Source organism: Paenibacillus sp. FSL H8-0175 (assembly GCF_045040615.1).
Classification (GTDB): Bacteria; Bacillota; Bacilli; order Paenibacillales; family Paenibacillaceae; genus Paenibacillus_AQ; species Paenibacillus_AQ odorifer.
This window is the reverse complement of the sequence record NZ_CP150299.1, coordinates 5,146,785-5,161,188: the sequence shown is the minus strand read 5'-3', so window position 1 is coordinate 5,161,188 and position 14,404 is coordinate 5,146,785. Positions and strand designations below refer to the sequence as shown.

Sequence of the window (14,404 nt, the reverse complement as noted above, 5' to 3'; positions counted from 1 at the left end):
GGAACGGTTGTAATGGCAGATTCCGGAGAACTCCTGCTGGAGGTTACACAATTACACAAATATTTTGGAGAGCGAAAGGTTCTGGACGGCATTGAATTGCAGGTGGAAAAAGGAGAAGTAATCGTTATTCTCGGTCCCTCTGGCTGTGGAAAAAGTACGTTCCTACGTTGTCTTAACGGTTTGGAACCGGTTCAGGAAGGGGCGATACAATATCGTGGGCAGAACCTCGCGGGGGCTGCTGTAGATTGGCGTGAAGTTAGGCAGCATATCGGAATGGTCTTTCAAAATTATGAGTTATTCCCGCATATGACGGTTATGGATAACATTCTTCTAGGCCCTCTGAAAGTACAAAAGAGAGAGCTTAAAGAAGCAACACAGCAAGCGGAACAGCTCTTAGAGCGGGTTGGGCTGCTTGAGCGTAAACTGGACTATCCACGCCAGCTTTCCGGTGGACAAAAGCAGAGAATAGCTATAGTAAGAGCTTTATGTATGAATCCGGAGATTATGTTATTTGATGAAGTGACAGCATCCTTGGATCCGGAAATGGTTCGGGAAGTGCTTGATGTCATCTTAGGGCTTGCTCAGCAAGGAATGACGATGATCATCGTGACTCATGAAATGGGGTTTGCCAAATCGGTTGGGGATCGGATCGTGTTTATGGATCAAGGCAAGATATGTGAGATCGCTGCCCCGCAACAATTTTTTACCCACCCTGCGACAGAACGTGCCCAGCATTTTCTGGATATATTTCAGTACGAAAAATTATAGAAATAGGAGAGGAAGAGAAATGAAGAAAAGTTTGAAATGGCTAACGATGCTGGTAGGTGTAAGTATATTATTGATGGGATTGGCTGCTTGCGGAAATAGTTCGGATAACAACGGAAACTCAGCATCTTCTAAATTCACTTCTATTGAACAGCTAAAGAAGAAAGGGAAGATTAAGATCGGCGTATTTGCAGACAAACCACCTTTTGGTTATGTGGACGCTGAGGGTAAAAACCAAGGGTTTGATGTGTATATTGCCAAACGCTTTGCCAAGGATCTGCTAGGGGATGAATCGAAGGTTGAATTTGTGTTAGTTGATGCTGCCAGCCGCGTGGCATATCTTGAATCGGGTAAGGTTGATATCATTATGGCTAACTTTACGGTCACCGAGGAAAGAAAAGAAAAAGTGGATTTTGCTAATCCGTACATGAAATTATCCTTTGGGATCGTATCCCCAGACAGTGCTCCAATCACTTCCATTGATCAATTAAAAGGGAACAAGCAAAAGCTCATTGTAGCTAAAGGTACGACAGCGGAAACCTATTTTACCAAAGAATATCCGGATATTGAATTGCTCAAATTCGATCAGTACACCGAGATTTTTGCAGCGCTTAAAGATGGTCGGGGGGCGGCAATCGCTAACGATAATACAGAACTCATTGCTTGGGCTAAATCAAATCCTGGATTTACGGTCAGCATTCCTGCTTTCGGGGGTCAGGATACAATAGCTCCAGCAGTGGCAAAGGGGAATAAGGAATTGCTGGACTGGATTAATACAGAACTTGATACCCTTGGTAAAGAACAATTTATCCATCAAGCCTACAAAGAAACCTTAAATGAAATTTACGGTGAAGGATATACTGATGAGCTTGTCGTTGAAGGCGGGAAAATCCAGTAACGGATTGGGAATAACATTGCGGGGGCATCTGAGAAGATGCCTTTTCTACAGATAGACTATTGCAATTTCTATAATGCCGAGTATAATACTGGGTATACACAGAATAAGGAGTCGGTGAAAATGTCTGTCGATGATTATCTGGATCTTCTAAACTACGCCAAAGCAATTAACGATGGACAGTGGCAAGCTGACATCATAGATCGTTTGAATAAGCTGAGTAAGAATTCTCATGCTGAGACAACAGAACAAAGTGTGAAAGAGCTGTGGATTCAATTCGACGATATAAATGCAATATTAATGGATTTATTTAATAAGCTGAGGGAAAGTGCGGATCCAGTAGAGCAGTACCGGTGGAAAGAGAAAGTCTGGGAGTTAAAGCAGGAACGGATTAATCTATCGAAGAAGATTCAGAGTAGATATATCAGGATATAATTTAAGCTCACATTGTAATAATAAATAGAAAATAAAAAAAGGCATGCAGTTAGTCTGCTCTGCCAAACTTACGATGGTCTATAGGCTACTTAGACATTTGCATTCCTTCGCGCATCATTGTCATACACATAGTCATCATTTCATCGCAGTCCTGCATTTTTTTCATCATCATATCCATGTTCATATCCATCATGCCCATTTCAGACATTTTTTCCATGCCCATCTTCATACAGTTCATCTTAGACATCATATCATCCATACACATGTTCATCATCATTTCCATACACATCTTGTCCATTTTTAATTCCTCCCTTCTTTTAAATTACCTTTCTTCCATAAAATACTATACAATTTAGGAACAATCAACGCTAGATTTGATATTTTACTAACTTATTTTTCTTATTTGTCGTAATTATGTATATCCTTACCATACGGATGTTATTAATCAGAATACTTAATTGCGGATGGTGACTATTGGCTAGATTGCCTCAGGTCAGCGTTTTTTTGCGTTCTACAGAGTGAGGAATTAACGAGCCGGATCATCACTCTGGGATAAACGAGAAGACACTGCCATAGGTCCCTGTAAATACGGGCTGACCGAATTTTTGTGTCCATTCCTTGAGTAGTTTATAGGAGACCTTTTTGCTCGTAATTACATAATCGGGCTGATCGTAATTAACGATCTCGGGAAGGTATTCAGAGAATCCGTGCATCGAGCGTTCAAAAGCAGTCCAACCCAATACGCCAAGAGAATCTTTTGTCACGAAGGGATCTTGTCTGCCATCACATAACACATCTCCCCCTCGAAACATGACATAGCCGGATGAACCGTAGTGTGCGAGAACTTTCGGACGTGTACCTTCAGATGTATGCTGTAGAATATAGTCCATTTCATCGACAGGATATTTTTTGGCGTCAATAACTGGTGGTACAAGGAATAGATAAGCAATGTTTAGCAGCAGGCCAACTGCCAGTAACCCTCGTAATGTACTTTGTCGGACTAGAATACCTGTTTTGGTGAATTCAGGAAGCACATCAAAAAATACAGCCGCAAAATAGGGGATGAACAGCCACATAAATAGGTTTTGCTTGAAGTTTGATACACCGAGGTATAGAATCCCAAGCATAAGAAAAAAACGGAACGGTTTACGCTGGAGTGCAAAAGGAAGTGTGCAGGCAAAGAACAAAAGCAATAGTAAGATGGGCAAATTCTCCAAGCTATTGAACCGAATCGGCTGCCATTCATTGATCAGCAGGTTAAAGTTCTTTTTCGTAACTGTCAAAATAAACAAGAGACTTTTTACGCCGCCTGGATTTAGAATGCCAACGAACCAGACGAGACTGAAGACTATGATTTTACGCCCATTCAGCGTTTTTTGGATCAAGGATTCAAGCAGAGCCATCCCTGTAAATACAGCAATTACAAGCCATACTCCTGCATGAAAATTGGCAATGGCAATAGAAAGAGCAATCATCGCAGCGGCATATTTCTTTTGAGAACTCATTTGATATTCACGTAAATATACGAAAAACCAGACAATCATAAACGAAGAGATCATCTGTGGACGGCCTTTGAAATAATTATAATAAATCCAGCAAGAAATTAGCAGCACAAAAGGGAGCAGGAGAACATGGTCTTCTTGAAGTCCCAGTTCTTTGCGTGAAACCTTGCCCAGCCGAAGCAATCCGAGCACTAAAAAGAACAAGCATACAGCGGTCAAAATATACACACCCGGCCATCCAAAAGCTGCATAAAGCGGGGCAACGAGCAGTTGGAATCCGAATTCATGAGGGACGTAGGGCAGCTTATCTCCGTAAAAAGTATGTATGGCATGATGTAGAACTTGTCCGTGCTCGATCATATATTGTCCTAGCTCTATATGCCAGAAGGTATCGGGATCATTGTAAGAAAATTTAGGGAACATCAGCAAGATAGCGGCTATAACGAATATGCCATACAAAAATTTGTGTATATTGAATTTCATCATTATTTTGTTTTCCCCCCCGTTTTTTGTTCAATTATAACGAGACTTTCTTAAGGAATAGTAAAATTTATGAAGCGGAGTGAACACTCATGCATCAACTATTTACGTGGATATCTGAATCCGCGCTTCACCTTGTCAATTCTATGGGCATTTGGGGCATATGGTTAGGGATGATTCTAGAGAGTGCCTGTATTCCCATTCCCAGTGAAGTGATTATGCTCAGCGGTGGCTGGCTGATTGCGCAAGGCTCGCTTACTTTTATGGAAGTTGCTGTCGCTGGGATATTCGGAAACCTACTGGGTTCCATCATTGCCTACTATATTGGTAAGGCTGGTGGACGCCGGTTATTAGAAAAATACGGAAAATATATTCTCCTAAATGAGCATCATTTGGAGCAATCGGAGCGTTGGTTCGAGCGTTATGGAGAGAGTACCGTATTTTTTACTCGTATGTTGCCCTTTATTCGTACTTTTATCTCACTGCCCGCAGGGGTTGCTGGAATGAAAGCTTGGAGATTCATAACATTTACAGCACTCGGCTGTATCCCGTGGAACTTAGCTTTGATCTATCTGGGATACCGCTTAGGTGACAACTGGGGTATCGTGGAGCAATTTATTCGCCCAATCAGTTATACCATTTGCGGAATCGTGGTGCTTCTTGTGTTGAGGTGGTTAGTACGGAGATTTCGTAACCAGACTTAATGCCAGTTCTTCGGGTGTTTTCTGGTGTTTTCTGCTCGGTGAGCCTCCGCAGCTAAATATGGATAAATAAAGGTCAGGAACGTCGAGGCTAGAATTAACTGTTATATGTTGAATGCATTCTATATTCAAGGATAATCTACTTATGTCTGGGAGGTTTGAAATGAAGGTCAAACGAATCGTCGCCAATATAAACACGAAGGATCTCACGGCAGCTAAATGCTTTTACGAGGATGTGCTCGGTCTTGATTTAATGATGGATCATGGTTGGATTAGAACTTATGGTTTAGACGAGGAGATGAGTATTCAGATTAGTTTTGCCTCACAGGGTGGCTCAGAAACGCCTACGCCTGATCTATCAATTGAAGTCGATGATGTCGATGCTACATTTGAAAGCATGAAGAAAGCTGGATTTCCGATAGAATATGGGCTTGTTGATGAGCCTTGGGGTGTTCGGCGATTCTATGTCCGCGACCCGTTTGGCAAACTTATCAACATCCTTGAGCATAGACATTAGAAGAGTGGTCACGGCGTGCAGAAATCTTGATTGTTAAACTATCGAATAGCGATAGCTAAATGATGACATAAGGCAGCCGGTCAGTGGATCGGCTGTCTTTATTCAACTAACGGGCAGTTTTGCGTAAATACTAATTTTTCATTAATATATAAATATACCAATTTAGTGTTATATCTACCAAAACTCCGGAAGGGGAGTTCAAATGATGGAAAGTCGATGGATAATGCTAGCTGTGCTATGTCTGCTTCTGCTGTTAACCTCCTGCGACGACAACAAAGCGACAGAGACGCAGAACATAGCAATAGGACTGAATACGACTGAGGTGATCGAGTCAAGTGCTGCTCCGATAACCGTGTCAACGATTGAAGTGGACTCGCCTTCTTACGAAGCTGGACTCACCTACGAATTAACCATGAAAGCTGCAAATGAGAAAGCCGATCTCCTTACGAAAGGTTACGATACTAACAGTGTACAGTACGCCCTTATTGATCATGGCAACATTGTTGTATCTGGCCAATCCGGCAGAAATGATGAGCAGGGACAGAAGACGCTCACGAAAGACACGATGTATGGGATCGCCTCGACGAGTAAAATGTTTACCACGGTTGCCGTTATGCAGTTGGTCGATCAAGGGAAAATCGATCTTGATACGCCGGTTGTCCATTATATCCCCGAGTTTACGATGAAGGATGCACGCTATAAGCAGATTACAGCGCGCATGCTGCTGAATCATTCTTCCGGTCTGAACGGATCATCGGTGATGAACGCCGATTTATTCGAAGATAACGACACCTATGCCCACGACACACTGCTGAAGCAACTGTCCGAGCAGACCTTGAAAGCAGACCCGGGCGCTTATTCGGTTTACTGCAATGACGGATTTACGCTGGCCGAGATTTTGGTCGAGCAGGTCAGCGGCATGGACTTTACCTCTTATATCCATCGATATATTACAGAACCTCTGGGTATGGCTAATACGGTGACGCCGCTCGATTCTCCGGATACGGCGAAGATGGCGGGACTCTATTATCATAACTATATAGGACAACTTCCCAACCAGACGATTAACATGATAGGGACTGGAGGTATCTATTCCACGGCAGAGGATTTGGCTCGATTTTCAACGATTTTCACGGGGGAAGCGGAAGAAGTCTTATCTGGTAGATCGGTTGCGGCCATGGCGCAAAACGAGTACAAGATGCCTTTGTGGCCTGACGATGCGGACAACTCAATCGAATACGGTCTAGGCTGGGACAGCGTCAATCTGTATCCGTTCAGCGAATACGGAATAAAGGCATTGACCAAAGGCGGGGACGTCACTCTCTATCACGCGTCACTCGTTGTGCTTCCAGAGCAGGAGATGGCGGTAGCTGTTGTCTCTTCCGGTGGGAGCGGCACGTACGACCAGCTTTTGGCGAACGAAATCCTACTTCAGGCGCTGAAGGAGAAAGGTATAATTGCTGAAATCAAGCCTGAGAAGTCTTACGGCGTGCCGGTAAAGGCAGATATGCCAGAATCCATGCTGCAGTATTCGGGAATCTATGGTACGTATATAGGAACGTTTAACATCGATATTAACGAAGGCGGCGTCATGTCCATTACTTCGGAGCAGCCATCTGATAACCCGGTACAGATCTACGAGTATTCTGCGGACGGCACGTTTAAGAGTGCGGATGGGAAAGTGATGATCAGCTTTGTGACGAATAAGAATGGCCGCACTTACTTATGGATTCGTCAATACGTTTCGGTGCCAGCTCTTGGGCAGACGGCTCTGTCAGAGTACAACGCGGAAAAGCTCCAGCCTCAAGATCTTTCGACAAAGACAAAAAAAGCATGGATGCAGCGCGACGGCAAGAAGTATTATCTGCTGAATGGGAAGTATACGTCGATTTCTTATTTGACATCGGTAACCATCAACTTGAATGTGTCGAAACAGTTGCCTGGATACGTGTTTGATAAGCGAATAACCGGCCCGAATACGGCCATCTCCGAATTGCAAATACCGGGAATGAGCGGGCGAGATCTTTTAGGTCTTACGTTCTTTACACAAGACGGCGTTGAGTACCTAAAGATGGGTGAAATCCTCTTAGTGAACGAGGATGCCGTGAAGCCTTTTAACTTCACTAAGATGTCAACCGTTACAATTCTGCCTGACGGATACGCCCAATGGTATGCGATAAGCGAAAAGGACAGGGGGAAGATCGTTAAGGTGAGCATGTCCCCGAACACTTCCTTCGCTGTTTATAATGCCAGGGGAAAATGCATCTACTTCAGTGTCATCGGTGGCAAGGATCAGGTCGAACTGCCCGCGGGAGGATCTATTGTTTTCGCCGGAGATGCTGGTACGAAGTTCGAGATTACCACTCAGTAACTTCGCAGTAGGCATTTCATAACGAGTCAAGATATAGTCCTGCCTATATGAAAGTAGATTCCCTAAGAAAAGTTGGATAAACTAAAAAGATACATAAAAAGTGCCTTGATTCATTCTAATAGGAAACAATAGCTTAATCTAAAACGAAGGTAGCTGGCCTATATGAACGGCTACCTTCCTTGCGCTAAAGGACACATTTTCCCTTAATCTATATAGAATTAAAGATGAGATAGCAGGAAATCTTGCATCAGCTAGGGAATACCAAATTATGGATTTATAAATGTACATGAAAGGTTGATCCTAGTTTATGAATGACCATAATCTCACCTTCGTAGCCAAAGCGAAAATGATGCTTGTACAACCTCTGCTGCTTACCCTGATCGTTATACTTGTGGTCAGTAGCCTTACTGCCTGCGATAATTCCACCGCAGGCAAGACAGCAAGTAAATCTGCGCAGCCGACTATAGTGACACCTGTGGTAGCGCAAGCATCGGGCAGCATTTATCTGTACGGTGAAGCACACGGCGTAGCCAAGATATTGGACAAGGAATATAAATTGTGGTCTCAATACTACCATAACGAGGGCATGAGGCACTTATTCGTCGAGCTGCCCTATTTTACCGCCGAATACTTGAATCTATGGATGCAGTCGGACAATGATGATATTTTAGAGGAGATTTATGATGATTGGGAACGGACACGTAGTCACAACCCTGATGTCAAAGAGTTCTACAAAAAAATAAAGAGCGAGTGTCCGGAGACGATTTTCCACGGCACAGACATCGGGCATCAATATGAAACTACCGGGAGCCGCTATTTATCTTGTGGCAAACGATCTGGGAGAATCGGAGAAGTATACTTTAACAATGGAAGCGATCCGGCAAGGCCGTGTTTTTTACAGCAAAGAAGACGGCGTATATCGGGAAGACACGATGACGGAAAACTTTATTCGCGAATTTGAGAAGTTGGGCAATGAGAGCGTTATGGGCATTTACGGCTCAGCGCATACCGGGCTTGATGAAATGGACTATAAGACCCAATCCATCCCTTGTATGGGCAATCAATTACAGGAGCATTATGGCGATAACATTTATTCTGAGAACCTAAGTTGGATTGCTAAAGATATTGAGCCATCCAGAGTAGATTACATCTCCTTACAGGGCAAGGAATATGCAGCATCTTATTTTGGTAAGCAGGATTTGAACGGGTTCAAGGATTACGCCTATCGAGAATTTTGGCGATTGGAGGACGCCTATGAAGATATCCAAGACCTTCCACTGGTGGACAATTATCTTCCTTACGATAACTATCTGATGCCGATAGAAGTAGGCCAGGTCTTTGTGGTCAAAAGCACCAAAACAGACGGTTCAGTGCAAAGAGATTACTATCTGTCTAGCGGCCAAGTTGTGGAGGGTGTGAACTCAACACAACAATTCACAGCAGAGTGACGATCAGTAATATGATGATTATCTCAAGTACAACACGCTTGCTCATGCATCGGGCGTTCATAAAAGCTAATTGGGAAAATTGTCACGTGCCGAAAATGAGTGCTCGGTTGATATAAGAGTGGCTCCAAAATTCACCGCTTCAACCAAAGTGGTGAACCGTAGGTATGGGTAAGTTTTTTACTGATTGCATTACGCTAACGGGACACGTTAGTTCAATAAACATGATAAGGCAGCCCGTCAGTCAATGCGATCAGCTGCCTTCATTCAACTACCGGGAAGTTTTGTACAAGAGAAAATGATGAAGTGGAATAAACACGTTCAGTACTGATGGATGAAAAAGGTGAATATATGGATTCAAATGAACTAAAACCTTTAATGAACAACACAAAATGGGAAGAAATAAGACAAGCAATGCTCAACTATGCCTTTCCAACCAAATGGAGGATTAAAGACATTGATACTGGCTATATCAGCCTTTGGGATGGAGATTGGTATTACCATTTTTCAGATGGTGGTTACAAATTTATTGAGTGGTTAGAAATTCATGCTGAAAATGACTCGATAAATGCTGATTTAATTCAAATCTTGAAAAAAATACATGTTCCAGGTGAAGTAACTACCGACTCCATCATAATTTATGGATATAACAAAACTAATGAATTCATTGATTATATATAATACGCTTCACCTCAATGCTTCCAAACACAAAGTACAGTTTGACCATTAAATGTATATCTGTATATAAAAGAAAAAACACTCCTGACAATGGAGTGTTTTATTATTATTCAAATTTATTTGAAGTCCATGTAGCAATTCCATTCATTGGACATGCAACAACTAGCCAGTTATCAGATTCTACTCCCACCTGCCAACATTCATACTTCTCATGAAAACCAATAACAAATAGTATGCTACCTGATTCAAAGCTTATAATTAAATGTGGAGTGCTGTCTCCCAATTGTATATCTATAATCTTTTCACGTCTCATCTTTATGATCTGACTGTATTTTTCTTCCTCAGAAACATCTGCAATTTGACTTTCATTACTAGGGTATTGAGAGGGAACTGAATCCAATATAGTCCACTTTGATTCAATGTTCAGGTACAGTTGACCAGCTAAATCATCGAAGCCTTCATACTTAGTTAAATAAACTTGAGTAGCACCACTTGATACTCCAAATCTAAGACCATCAATTTTTGCCCCAATACAAAGATGTTTAAGAACTCGTTCAGCGAAGTCCCTATTTTCTTTATTCATTCCGTTCCCCAGCTCTTTTCATCAACGTATAAGCCCGAATCATTACACCATATCTTGGATTTGTTGGTGTTGGCTTTTCGCTTCAAATTTCGCGTTTTGGCATTTTGCTCTCATCCATGTACAGCAGATTCCAGCGGTGACCGTCCAGGTCGGCAAATCCTGCGCCGTACATCCAGCCGTCAGTCTCACTTGGCTTGCCAAAGATGTTTCCTCCAGCAGCCTCTACTTTTTGGACAAAGGCATCTACTTCTTCTCTGCTTTCAGCACCAATGGAGAAGATTACTTCAGCGCTATGGGAAGTATCTGCGGTTTTTGAACCAGTAAATTTCTCAAACGCCGCATCCGGGAACAGCAGAATTGTTGTTTGACCTATAACAAGCTTAGCTCTCTCGTTACCAACACTCACCGCTTGGAATCCAATCTCATTGAAAAAGGCAGTTGACCTCTCAACATCTTTGACTGGCAGGTTAATCCAAATCTCCTGTGACATGGCTGTAGCCTCCTAATATATTTTCATTCCTACTATACTCTACTTCTGGCAGCAGAAGCGATCTCTTTCGCATCTCACCTTTAGTTGAAATACTCGATAGTTTTCTCAATAAATGCCTTGGCCGATTTTGTCAGAAAACGGTCGGACCGATGAATGATCTCAAAGTGACGATATGGCGGATCGTCTGTAATTCGGATGCAGCGTAGTGTTGGTTCATTCATTGCTTGGATCAAACGGTAAGGCAGCAATGTTCCTCCGACGTTGGCTTTCACCAAGCTAATAATGGAAGTTGCCGAACTGGTCTCCATGATCGTATTTAAGCTGAATCCATATTTTCGGCAATAGCCATCAACCAATTCTCTGCCTGTAAATCCTTCGGGGAACATCACAGTTTGGATATTACGCAGTTCCTGGATTACAATCGTGCTTCGTTCAGCCCAATCATGATTCTCAGAAACGACAAGTACATATTCTTCACTGCACAAGGGAATGCGTACAAGCCGATCATCTGGAGCAGAGGTGATCTCGATCCCGATGTCTACTTCATTATCCAGTACTTGATTCAAGACGTAGATCGAAGAGATAAGCTTCAGCTGCACCTTGGGGAATCGCGTATGAAAATTTACGAGCAATGGGGTGAGCCGATAGTCCAGATCGGAAGGGAGAACACCAATTACCAACCGACCTCGTTGATCATTGCGTAATTCAGCTAACGCATCCTGGGTATTCTGTAAATGCCGAATCATCTGTACACAGTGCTCCAAAAACAGATTTCCTGCTTGAGTCATCACAATCTTTTTGCCGACTCGGTCAAATAAGGGAACTCCGAGTTCATCCTCAAGCGCGCGTATTTGTTGACTCAACGTAGGCTGAGATATGCCAAGCTTCTCAGCTGCTCGTGTAAAATGAAGCTCCTCACACACAGCAATGAAGTTTTCCATCTGACGAATCTCCATATGAATGACCTCTAATCATTGGTTTTAGTAATCATTTTAATAGAAACTATAGTATTGTTCAATCATTCTAATGATTCTATACTTAATCGTGCCCTCCCAAAGATCTGCTATTAACAAATAGGATCATGGGAGAATGCATCGATACTACTACCATGAGGTGATTCATAATGAAACTTTTTTATATCGTCTTGGCGCTTATCCTGGCTTCACTGAATTTACGACCACCCATTACATCCATTTCTCCTCTAATGAGCATCATTCAGAATGATCTGGGTATAAGCGGGATTACCGCCAGTTTGTTAACCACACTTCCGGTATTATGCATGGGCATATTTGCTCCGTTCTCCGTACGATTAAGCAGAAGGTGGGGAAATGAGGGCGCAATTGTTCTGGCTTTAATCCTCATTGGGTTAGGTACGGGATTACGATGGTTTGTTGGTACAACTCCTTTGATGATGTTCACTTCTTTTCTTTCCGGTGTAGGAATTGCATTGGCAGGGCCGCTGTTGTCCAGTTTCATTAAGCAGTACTTCCCTGACCGAGTGGCATCCATGGTGGGTATTTACTCTACAGCGATGGTGATGGGGGCCAGCATTAGTGTGGGACTATCGGTCCCGCTGCAGCATACGCTGGGTGGTTCGTGGAGAGGCTCGATGGCTGTATGGGCATTACTCGCAGCTATTGCATTGCCGATTTGGTTAAGATTAGCCTGGTCTGCGCGCACAGATCGACAATCCGGTAAAATCTCGAGTGTACTTAATGCACCACTTCCGGTGAACAACAAACGTGCCTGGGTGCTGACATTATTCTTCGGGCTGATGGCAGCGATCTTCTATTCGTTGACCGCTTGGCTTGCGCCAGCAATCCAAAGCCAGGGGTATAGTCAAGAGACGGCCGGCAAAATCCAAACTTTATTTACCTTGATATCGCTGCCCTCTACTTTGTTCATTCCGATGCTTGTACATCGTTACCAAAGACGTGTATTCTGGCTTGTCGGGTGTGCAATATTAGAGTTGACGGGTGTCTTGATGCTGAACCTATCCGTTAGCCCCTGGCTCGCGGCGATTCCTCTCGGTATTGGGGCGGGTGGGCTGTTCCCGATTGCACTGATGTTGCCCATTGATGAAACAAGCAATGCTCAGGAAGCCAGTAGCTGGTCCGCAATGACCCAATCTGGTGGCTACATTCTCGGAGCGTTTGGGCCGCTAGCGATTGGCTGGCTCCACGATGCAACAGGTAGCTTCGTTCAAGCATTCTATGGTTTGTCTGTAATCATCGTGCTTCAGATTATCGTTCAAATGGCTATAGGAAATAAAAAAAGTTCTCCATCTATTTCTCGTGTCCATTAAAGATTCCGTGTGATAGCTTCATGTTGATCAATTAGTGAAGTTGTGCTTGCATGGACCTATGAACGTACGTGGTGTAATTCAACTAGCGGGCAGGATAATGGAAATGAACTGTAGAAAAAAACCTATAAATGAAAGTGACAAAAGTGGACAATTCTACCGGCAGTTGAATAAAGCGCCTGTGAAAATTCAACCACCGCTTGATAGGATTGCGTTTGAGGAAATGCTATGCTGTTTTCGACAGTGCGCACTGTACATTTTGTTTTATTGGAGGTATACAATGCTCGACTTGCGTAAAATTGGAGCTTATATTTCGAAGCTTCGCAAAGACCAGGATTTGACCCAATTGGAACTTGCCGATCAACTGAATGTAAGTCATCAAGCGGTATCGAAATGGGAACGGGGCGACTCGCTACCGGATATCGGAACGCTTCCGCAGTTTGCGAGGTTATTCGGCAAAACGGTAGACGACATTTTAAATGCAGGAGACAACTCAGAAAATCGGGAGCACCAGCACCTAGGAACGATCGTTGAGGAGATCGCAGAGAACAGGCCGGACCAAGTTGCAGAGATGGTCAATACCGGTGAGATGAAGGTGGAAGAGCTTGTAGAAGTAGCACCGTTTGTAAAAGCAAGCGCTCTGCATAAGGTTACAGAACGATTAGACAGCAGCGTCCTTAAGTTAGACGTGATCATGCGGCTGGCTCCGTTCCTTGGAACAGATACATTGGATGAACTGGTTCGTCAGGCAGAAGAGGGCGAAATTATGTGGAATGCCATTACTGGACTCGCTCCGTTCGTCAGCAGCGACACATTAAGCCGACTGGTAGATAAATCGATTGACGGTTCCTTAGAAGTGCACAATCTTGTTGGAATTGCCCCGTTTCTTGAAAGAGAACATGTAGATCGGTTGGTTCAACAAGCAGAAGAGGGTAGCTTGAGCTGGCATTTCGTTCAAGGGCTGGCACCCTTTATTAGCAGAGAAACGTTAAGCCGCTTGGTAGACCGGGTTGCAGATGGCACTATTGATGCTAACCGGATCATAAGCCTCGCACCTTTTCTGGACAGGGAAAATCTCGAGAAGTTAATTAGTGGAGTCGAAGCTGAACATCTTAGCCCAGATCTGCTGGCAAGCCTTGCTCCTTTCGTCGATCAAGGGACATTGAGTAGAATGGTGACAAACTTATTAAATAAAGTAAAGTAGACACGTATATCGGAGATTGGTGATGCATAGGCAATG

The 14,404-nt window shown here is 43.4% G+C and carries 16 protein-coding genes; 11 read left to right on the top strand and 5 right to left on the bottom strand.

What is annotated here, in order from left to right:
* Window positions 1-12: 12 nt before the first annotated feature.
* From MHH46_RS23125 to MHH46_RS23115, 3 genes are all read left to right on the top strand, one after another.
* Window positions 13-768 carry an amino acid ABC transporter ATP-binding protein gene (locus MHH46_RS23125; protein ID WP_076134604.1) on the top strand — a complete coding sequence of 252 codons (756 nt, stop codon included), beginning with the start codon at window positions 13-15 and terminating at the stop codon, window positions 766-768.
* Between the two features lie 19 nt (window positions 769-787).
* Window positions 788-1,663 (top strand): cysteine ABC transporter substrate-binding protein, encoded by an 876-nt coding sequence (locus tag MHH46_RS23120; RefSeq protein ID WP_036683125.1) that lies wholly within the window; start codon window positions 788-790, stop codon window positions 1,661-1,663.
* Window positions 1,664-1,783: 120 nt separating this feature from the next.
* Window positions 1,784-2,095, top strand: a complete 312-nt coding sequence (locus MHH46_RS23115; protein ID WP_076194804.1) for a hypothetical protein — start codon at window positions 1,784-1,786, stop codon at window positions 2,093-2,095.
* 85 nt (window positions 2,096-2,180) lie between these two features.
* On the opposite strand, the gene MHH46_RS23110 is transcribed toward MHH46_RS23115, so the two are convergent.
* Both MHH46_RS23110 and MHH46_RS23105 read right to left on the bottom strand, forming a co-directional pair.
* Entirely contained in the window at window positions 2,181-2,393 is a 213-nt protein-coding gene (locus MHH46_RS23110; RefSeq protein ID WP_038572647.1) for a hypothetical protein, read from the bottom strand.
* Between the two features lie 244 nt (window positions 2,394-2,637).
* On the bottom strand, window positions 2,638-4,083 hold the full coding sequence (locus MHH46_RS23105; protein ID WP_076194767.1) for a hypothetical protein: 1,446 nt from the start codon (window positions 4,081-4,083) through the stop codon (window positions 2,638-2,640).
* 86 nt (window positions 4,084-4,169) lie between these two features.
* Here MHH46_RS23105 and MHH46_RS23100 point away from each other — a divergent pair, with 86 nt between their 5' ends.
* The 6 genes from MHH46_RS23100 (at window position 4,170) to MHH46_RS23075 (ending at window position 9,792) form a co-directional block, all read left to right on the top strand.
* Window positions 4,170-4,781, top strand: a complete 612-nt coding sequence (locus MHH46_RS23100; RefSeq protein WP_076130264.1) for a DedA family protein — start codon at window positions 4,170-4,172, stop codon at window positions 4,779-4,781.
* 160 nt (window positions 4,782-4,941) lie between these two features.
* Window positions 4,942-5,295: a VOC family protein gene (locus MHH46_RS23095; protein ID WP_076186911.1), complete on the top strand. Its 354-nt coding sequence runs from the start codon at window positions 4,942-4,944 to the stop codon at window positions 5,293-5,295.
* 202 nt (window positions 5,296-5,497) lie between these two features.
* On the top strand, window positions 5,498-7,666 hold the full coding sequence (locus tag MHH46_RS23090) for a serine hydrolase (RefSeq protein ID WP_081387971.1): 2,169 nt from the start codon (window positions 5,498-5,500) through the stop codon (window positions 7,664-7,666).
* A gap of 307 nt (window positions 7,667-7,973) precedes the next feature.
* On the top strand, window positions 7,974-8,627 hold the full coding sequence (locus tag MHH46_RS23085; RefSeq protein WP_218642216.1) for a hypothetical protein: 654 nt from the start codon (window positions 7,974-7,976) through the stop codon (window positions 8,625-8,627).
* On the top strand, window positions 8,599-9,114 hold the full coding sequence (locus tag MHH46_RS23080) for a hypothetical protein (protein ID WP_218642215.1): 516 nt from the start codon (window positions 8,599-8,601) through the stop codon (window positions 9,112-9,114). Before MHH46_RS23085 ends, MHH46_RS23080 begins: the two co-directional genes overlap by 29 nt.
* Window positions 9,115-9,441: 327 nt before the next feature.
* Window positions 9,442-9,792, top strand: a complete 351-nt coding sequence (locus MHH46_RS23075) for a DUF6678 family protein (protein ID WP_218640935.1) — start codon at window positions 9,442-9,444, stop codon at window positions 9,790-9,792.
* Window positions 9,793-9,895: 103 nt separating this feature from the next.
* On the opposite strand, the gene MHH46_RS23070 is transcribed toward MHH46_RS23075, so the two are convergent.
* The 3 genes from MHH46_RS23070 to MHH46_RS23060 all read right to left on the bottom strand — a co-directional run bounded on the left by MHH46_RS23070 (window position 9,896) and on the right by MHH46_RS23060 (window position 11,803).
* On the bottom strand, window positions 9,896-10,372 hold the full coding sequence (locus tag MHH46_RS23070; RefSeq protein WP_076194765.1) for a hypothetical protein: 477 nt from the start codon (window positions 10,370-10,372) through the stop codon (window positions 9,896-9,898).
* Between the two features lie 82 nt (window positions 10,373-10,454).
* Entirely contained in the window at window positions 10,455-10,862 is a 408-nt protein-coding gene (locus MHH46_RS23065; protein ID WP_076130260.1) for a VOC family protein, read from the bottom strand.
* 80 nt (window positions 10,863-10,942) lie between these two features.
* Window positions 10,943-11,803: a LysR family transcriptional regulator gene (locus MHH46_RS23060; RefSeq protein WP_248548368.1), complete on the bottom strand. Its 861-nt coding sequence runs from the start codon at window positions 11,801-11,803 to the stop codon at window positions 10,943-10,945.
* 182 nt (window positions 11,804-11,985) lie between these two features.
* On the opposite strand from MHH46_RS23060, the gene MHH46_RS23055 reads away from it, so the two are divergent.
* Together MHH46_RS23055 and MHH46_RS23050 are read left to right on the top strand one after the other, a co-directional pair.
* The gene (locus MHH46_RS23055) at window positions 11,986-13,167 is read left to right on the top strand and encodes a CynX/NimT family MFS transporter (RefSeq protein ID WP_076130258.1); all 1,182 of its coding nucleotides are present in this window, start codon (window positions 11,986-11,988) and stop codon (window positions 13,165-13,167) included.
* Between the two features lie 277 nt (window positions 13,168-13,444).
* Window positions 13,445-14,368, top strand: coding sequence for a helix-turn-helix transcriptional regulator (locus MHH46_RS23050; protein ID WP_076130257.1), 924 nt, complete (start codon window positions 13,445-13,447; stop codon window positions 14,366-14,368).
* Window positions 14,369-14,404: the final 36 nt, after the last annotated feature.

Excerpts from the sequence above, each read along its gene's own strand:
- MHH46_RS23100 (WP_076130264.1), top strand. The coding sequence starts at position 4,170 with ATGCATCAACTATTTACGTGGATATCTGAATCCGCGCTTCACCTTGTC.
- MHH46_RS23110 (WP_038572647.1), bottom strand. The coding sequence starts at position 2,393 with ATGGACAAGATGTGTATGGAAATGATGATGAACATGTGTATGGATGAT.
- MHH46_RS23060 (WP_248548368.1), bottom strand. The coding sequence starts at position 11,803 with ATGGAAAACTTCATTGCTGTGTGTGAGGAGCTTCATTTTACACGAGCA.
- MHH46_RS23115 (WP_076194804.1), top strand. The coding sequence starts at position 1,784 with ATGTCTGTCGATGATTATCTGGATCTTCTAAACTACGCCAAAGCAATT.
- MHH46_RS23120 (WP_036683125.1), top strand. The coding sequence starts at position 788 with ATGAAGAAAAGTTTGAAATGGCTAACGATGCTGGTAGGTGTAAGTATA.
- MHH46_RS23105 (WP_076194767.1), bottom strand. The coding sequence starts at position 4,083 with ATGATGAAATTCAATATACACAAATTTTTGTATGGCATATTCGTTATA.
- MHH46_RS23125 (WP_076134604.1), top strand. The coding sequence starts at position 13 with ATGGCAGATTCCGGAGAACTCCTGCTGGAGGTTACACAATTACACAAA.
- MHH46_RS23095 (WP_076186911.1), top strand. The coding sequence starts at position 4,942 with ATGAAGGTCAAACGAATCGTCGCCAATATAAACACGAAGGATCTCACG.
- MHH46_RS23085 (WP_218642216.1), top strand. The coding sequence starts at position 7,974 with ATGAATGACCATAATCTCACCTTCGTAGCCAAAGCGAAAATGATGCTT.
- MHH46_RS23055 (WP_076130258.1), top strand. The coding sequence starts at position 11,986 with ATGAAACTTTTTTATATCGTCTTGGCGCTTATCCTGGCTTCACTGAAT.
- MHH46_RS23090 (WP_081387971.1), top strand. The coding sequence starts at position 5,498 with ATGATGGAAAGTCGATGGATAATGCTAGCTGTGCTATGTCTGCTTCTG.
- MHH46_RS23080 (WP_218642215.1), top strand. The coding sequence starts at position 8,599 with ATGACGGAAAACTTTATTCGCGAATTTGAGAAGTTGGGCAATGAGAGC.
- MHH46_RS23075 (WP_218640935.1), top strand. The coding sequence starts at position 9,442 with ATGGATGAAAAAGGTGAATATATGGATTCAAATGAACTAAAACCTTTA.
- MHH46_RS23065 (WP_076130260.1), bottom strand. The coding sequence starts at position 10,862 with ATGTCACAGGAGATTTGGATTAACCTGCCAGTCAAAGATGTTGAGAGG.
- MHH46_RS23050 (WP_076130257.1), top strand. The coding sequence starts at position 13,445 with ATGCTCGACTTGCGTAAAATTGGAGCTTATATTTCGAAGCTTCGCAAA.
- MHH46_RS23070 (WP_076194765.1), bottom strand. The coding sequence starts at position 10,372 with ATGAATAAAGAAAATAGGGACTTCGCTGAACGAGTTCTTAAACATCTT.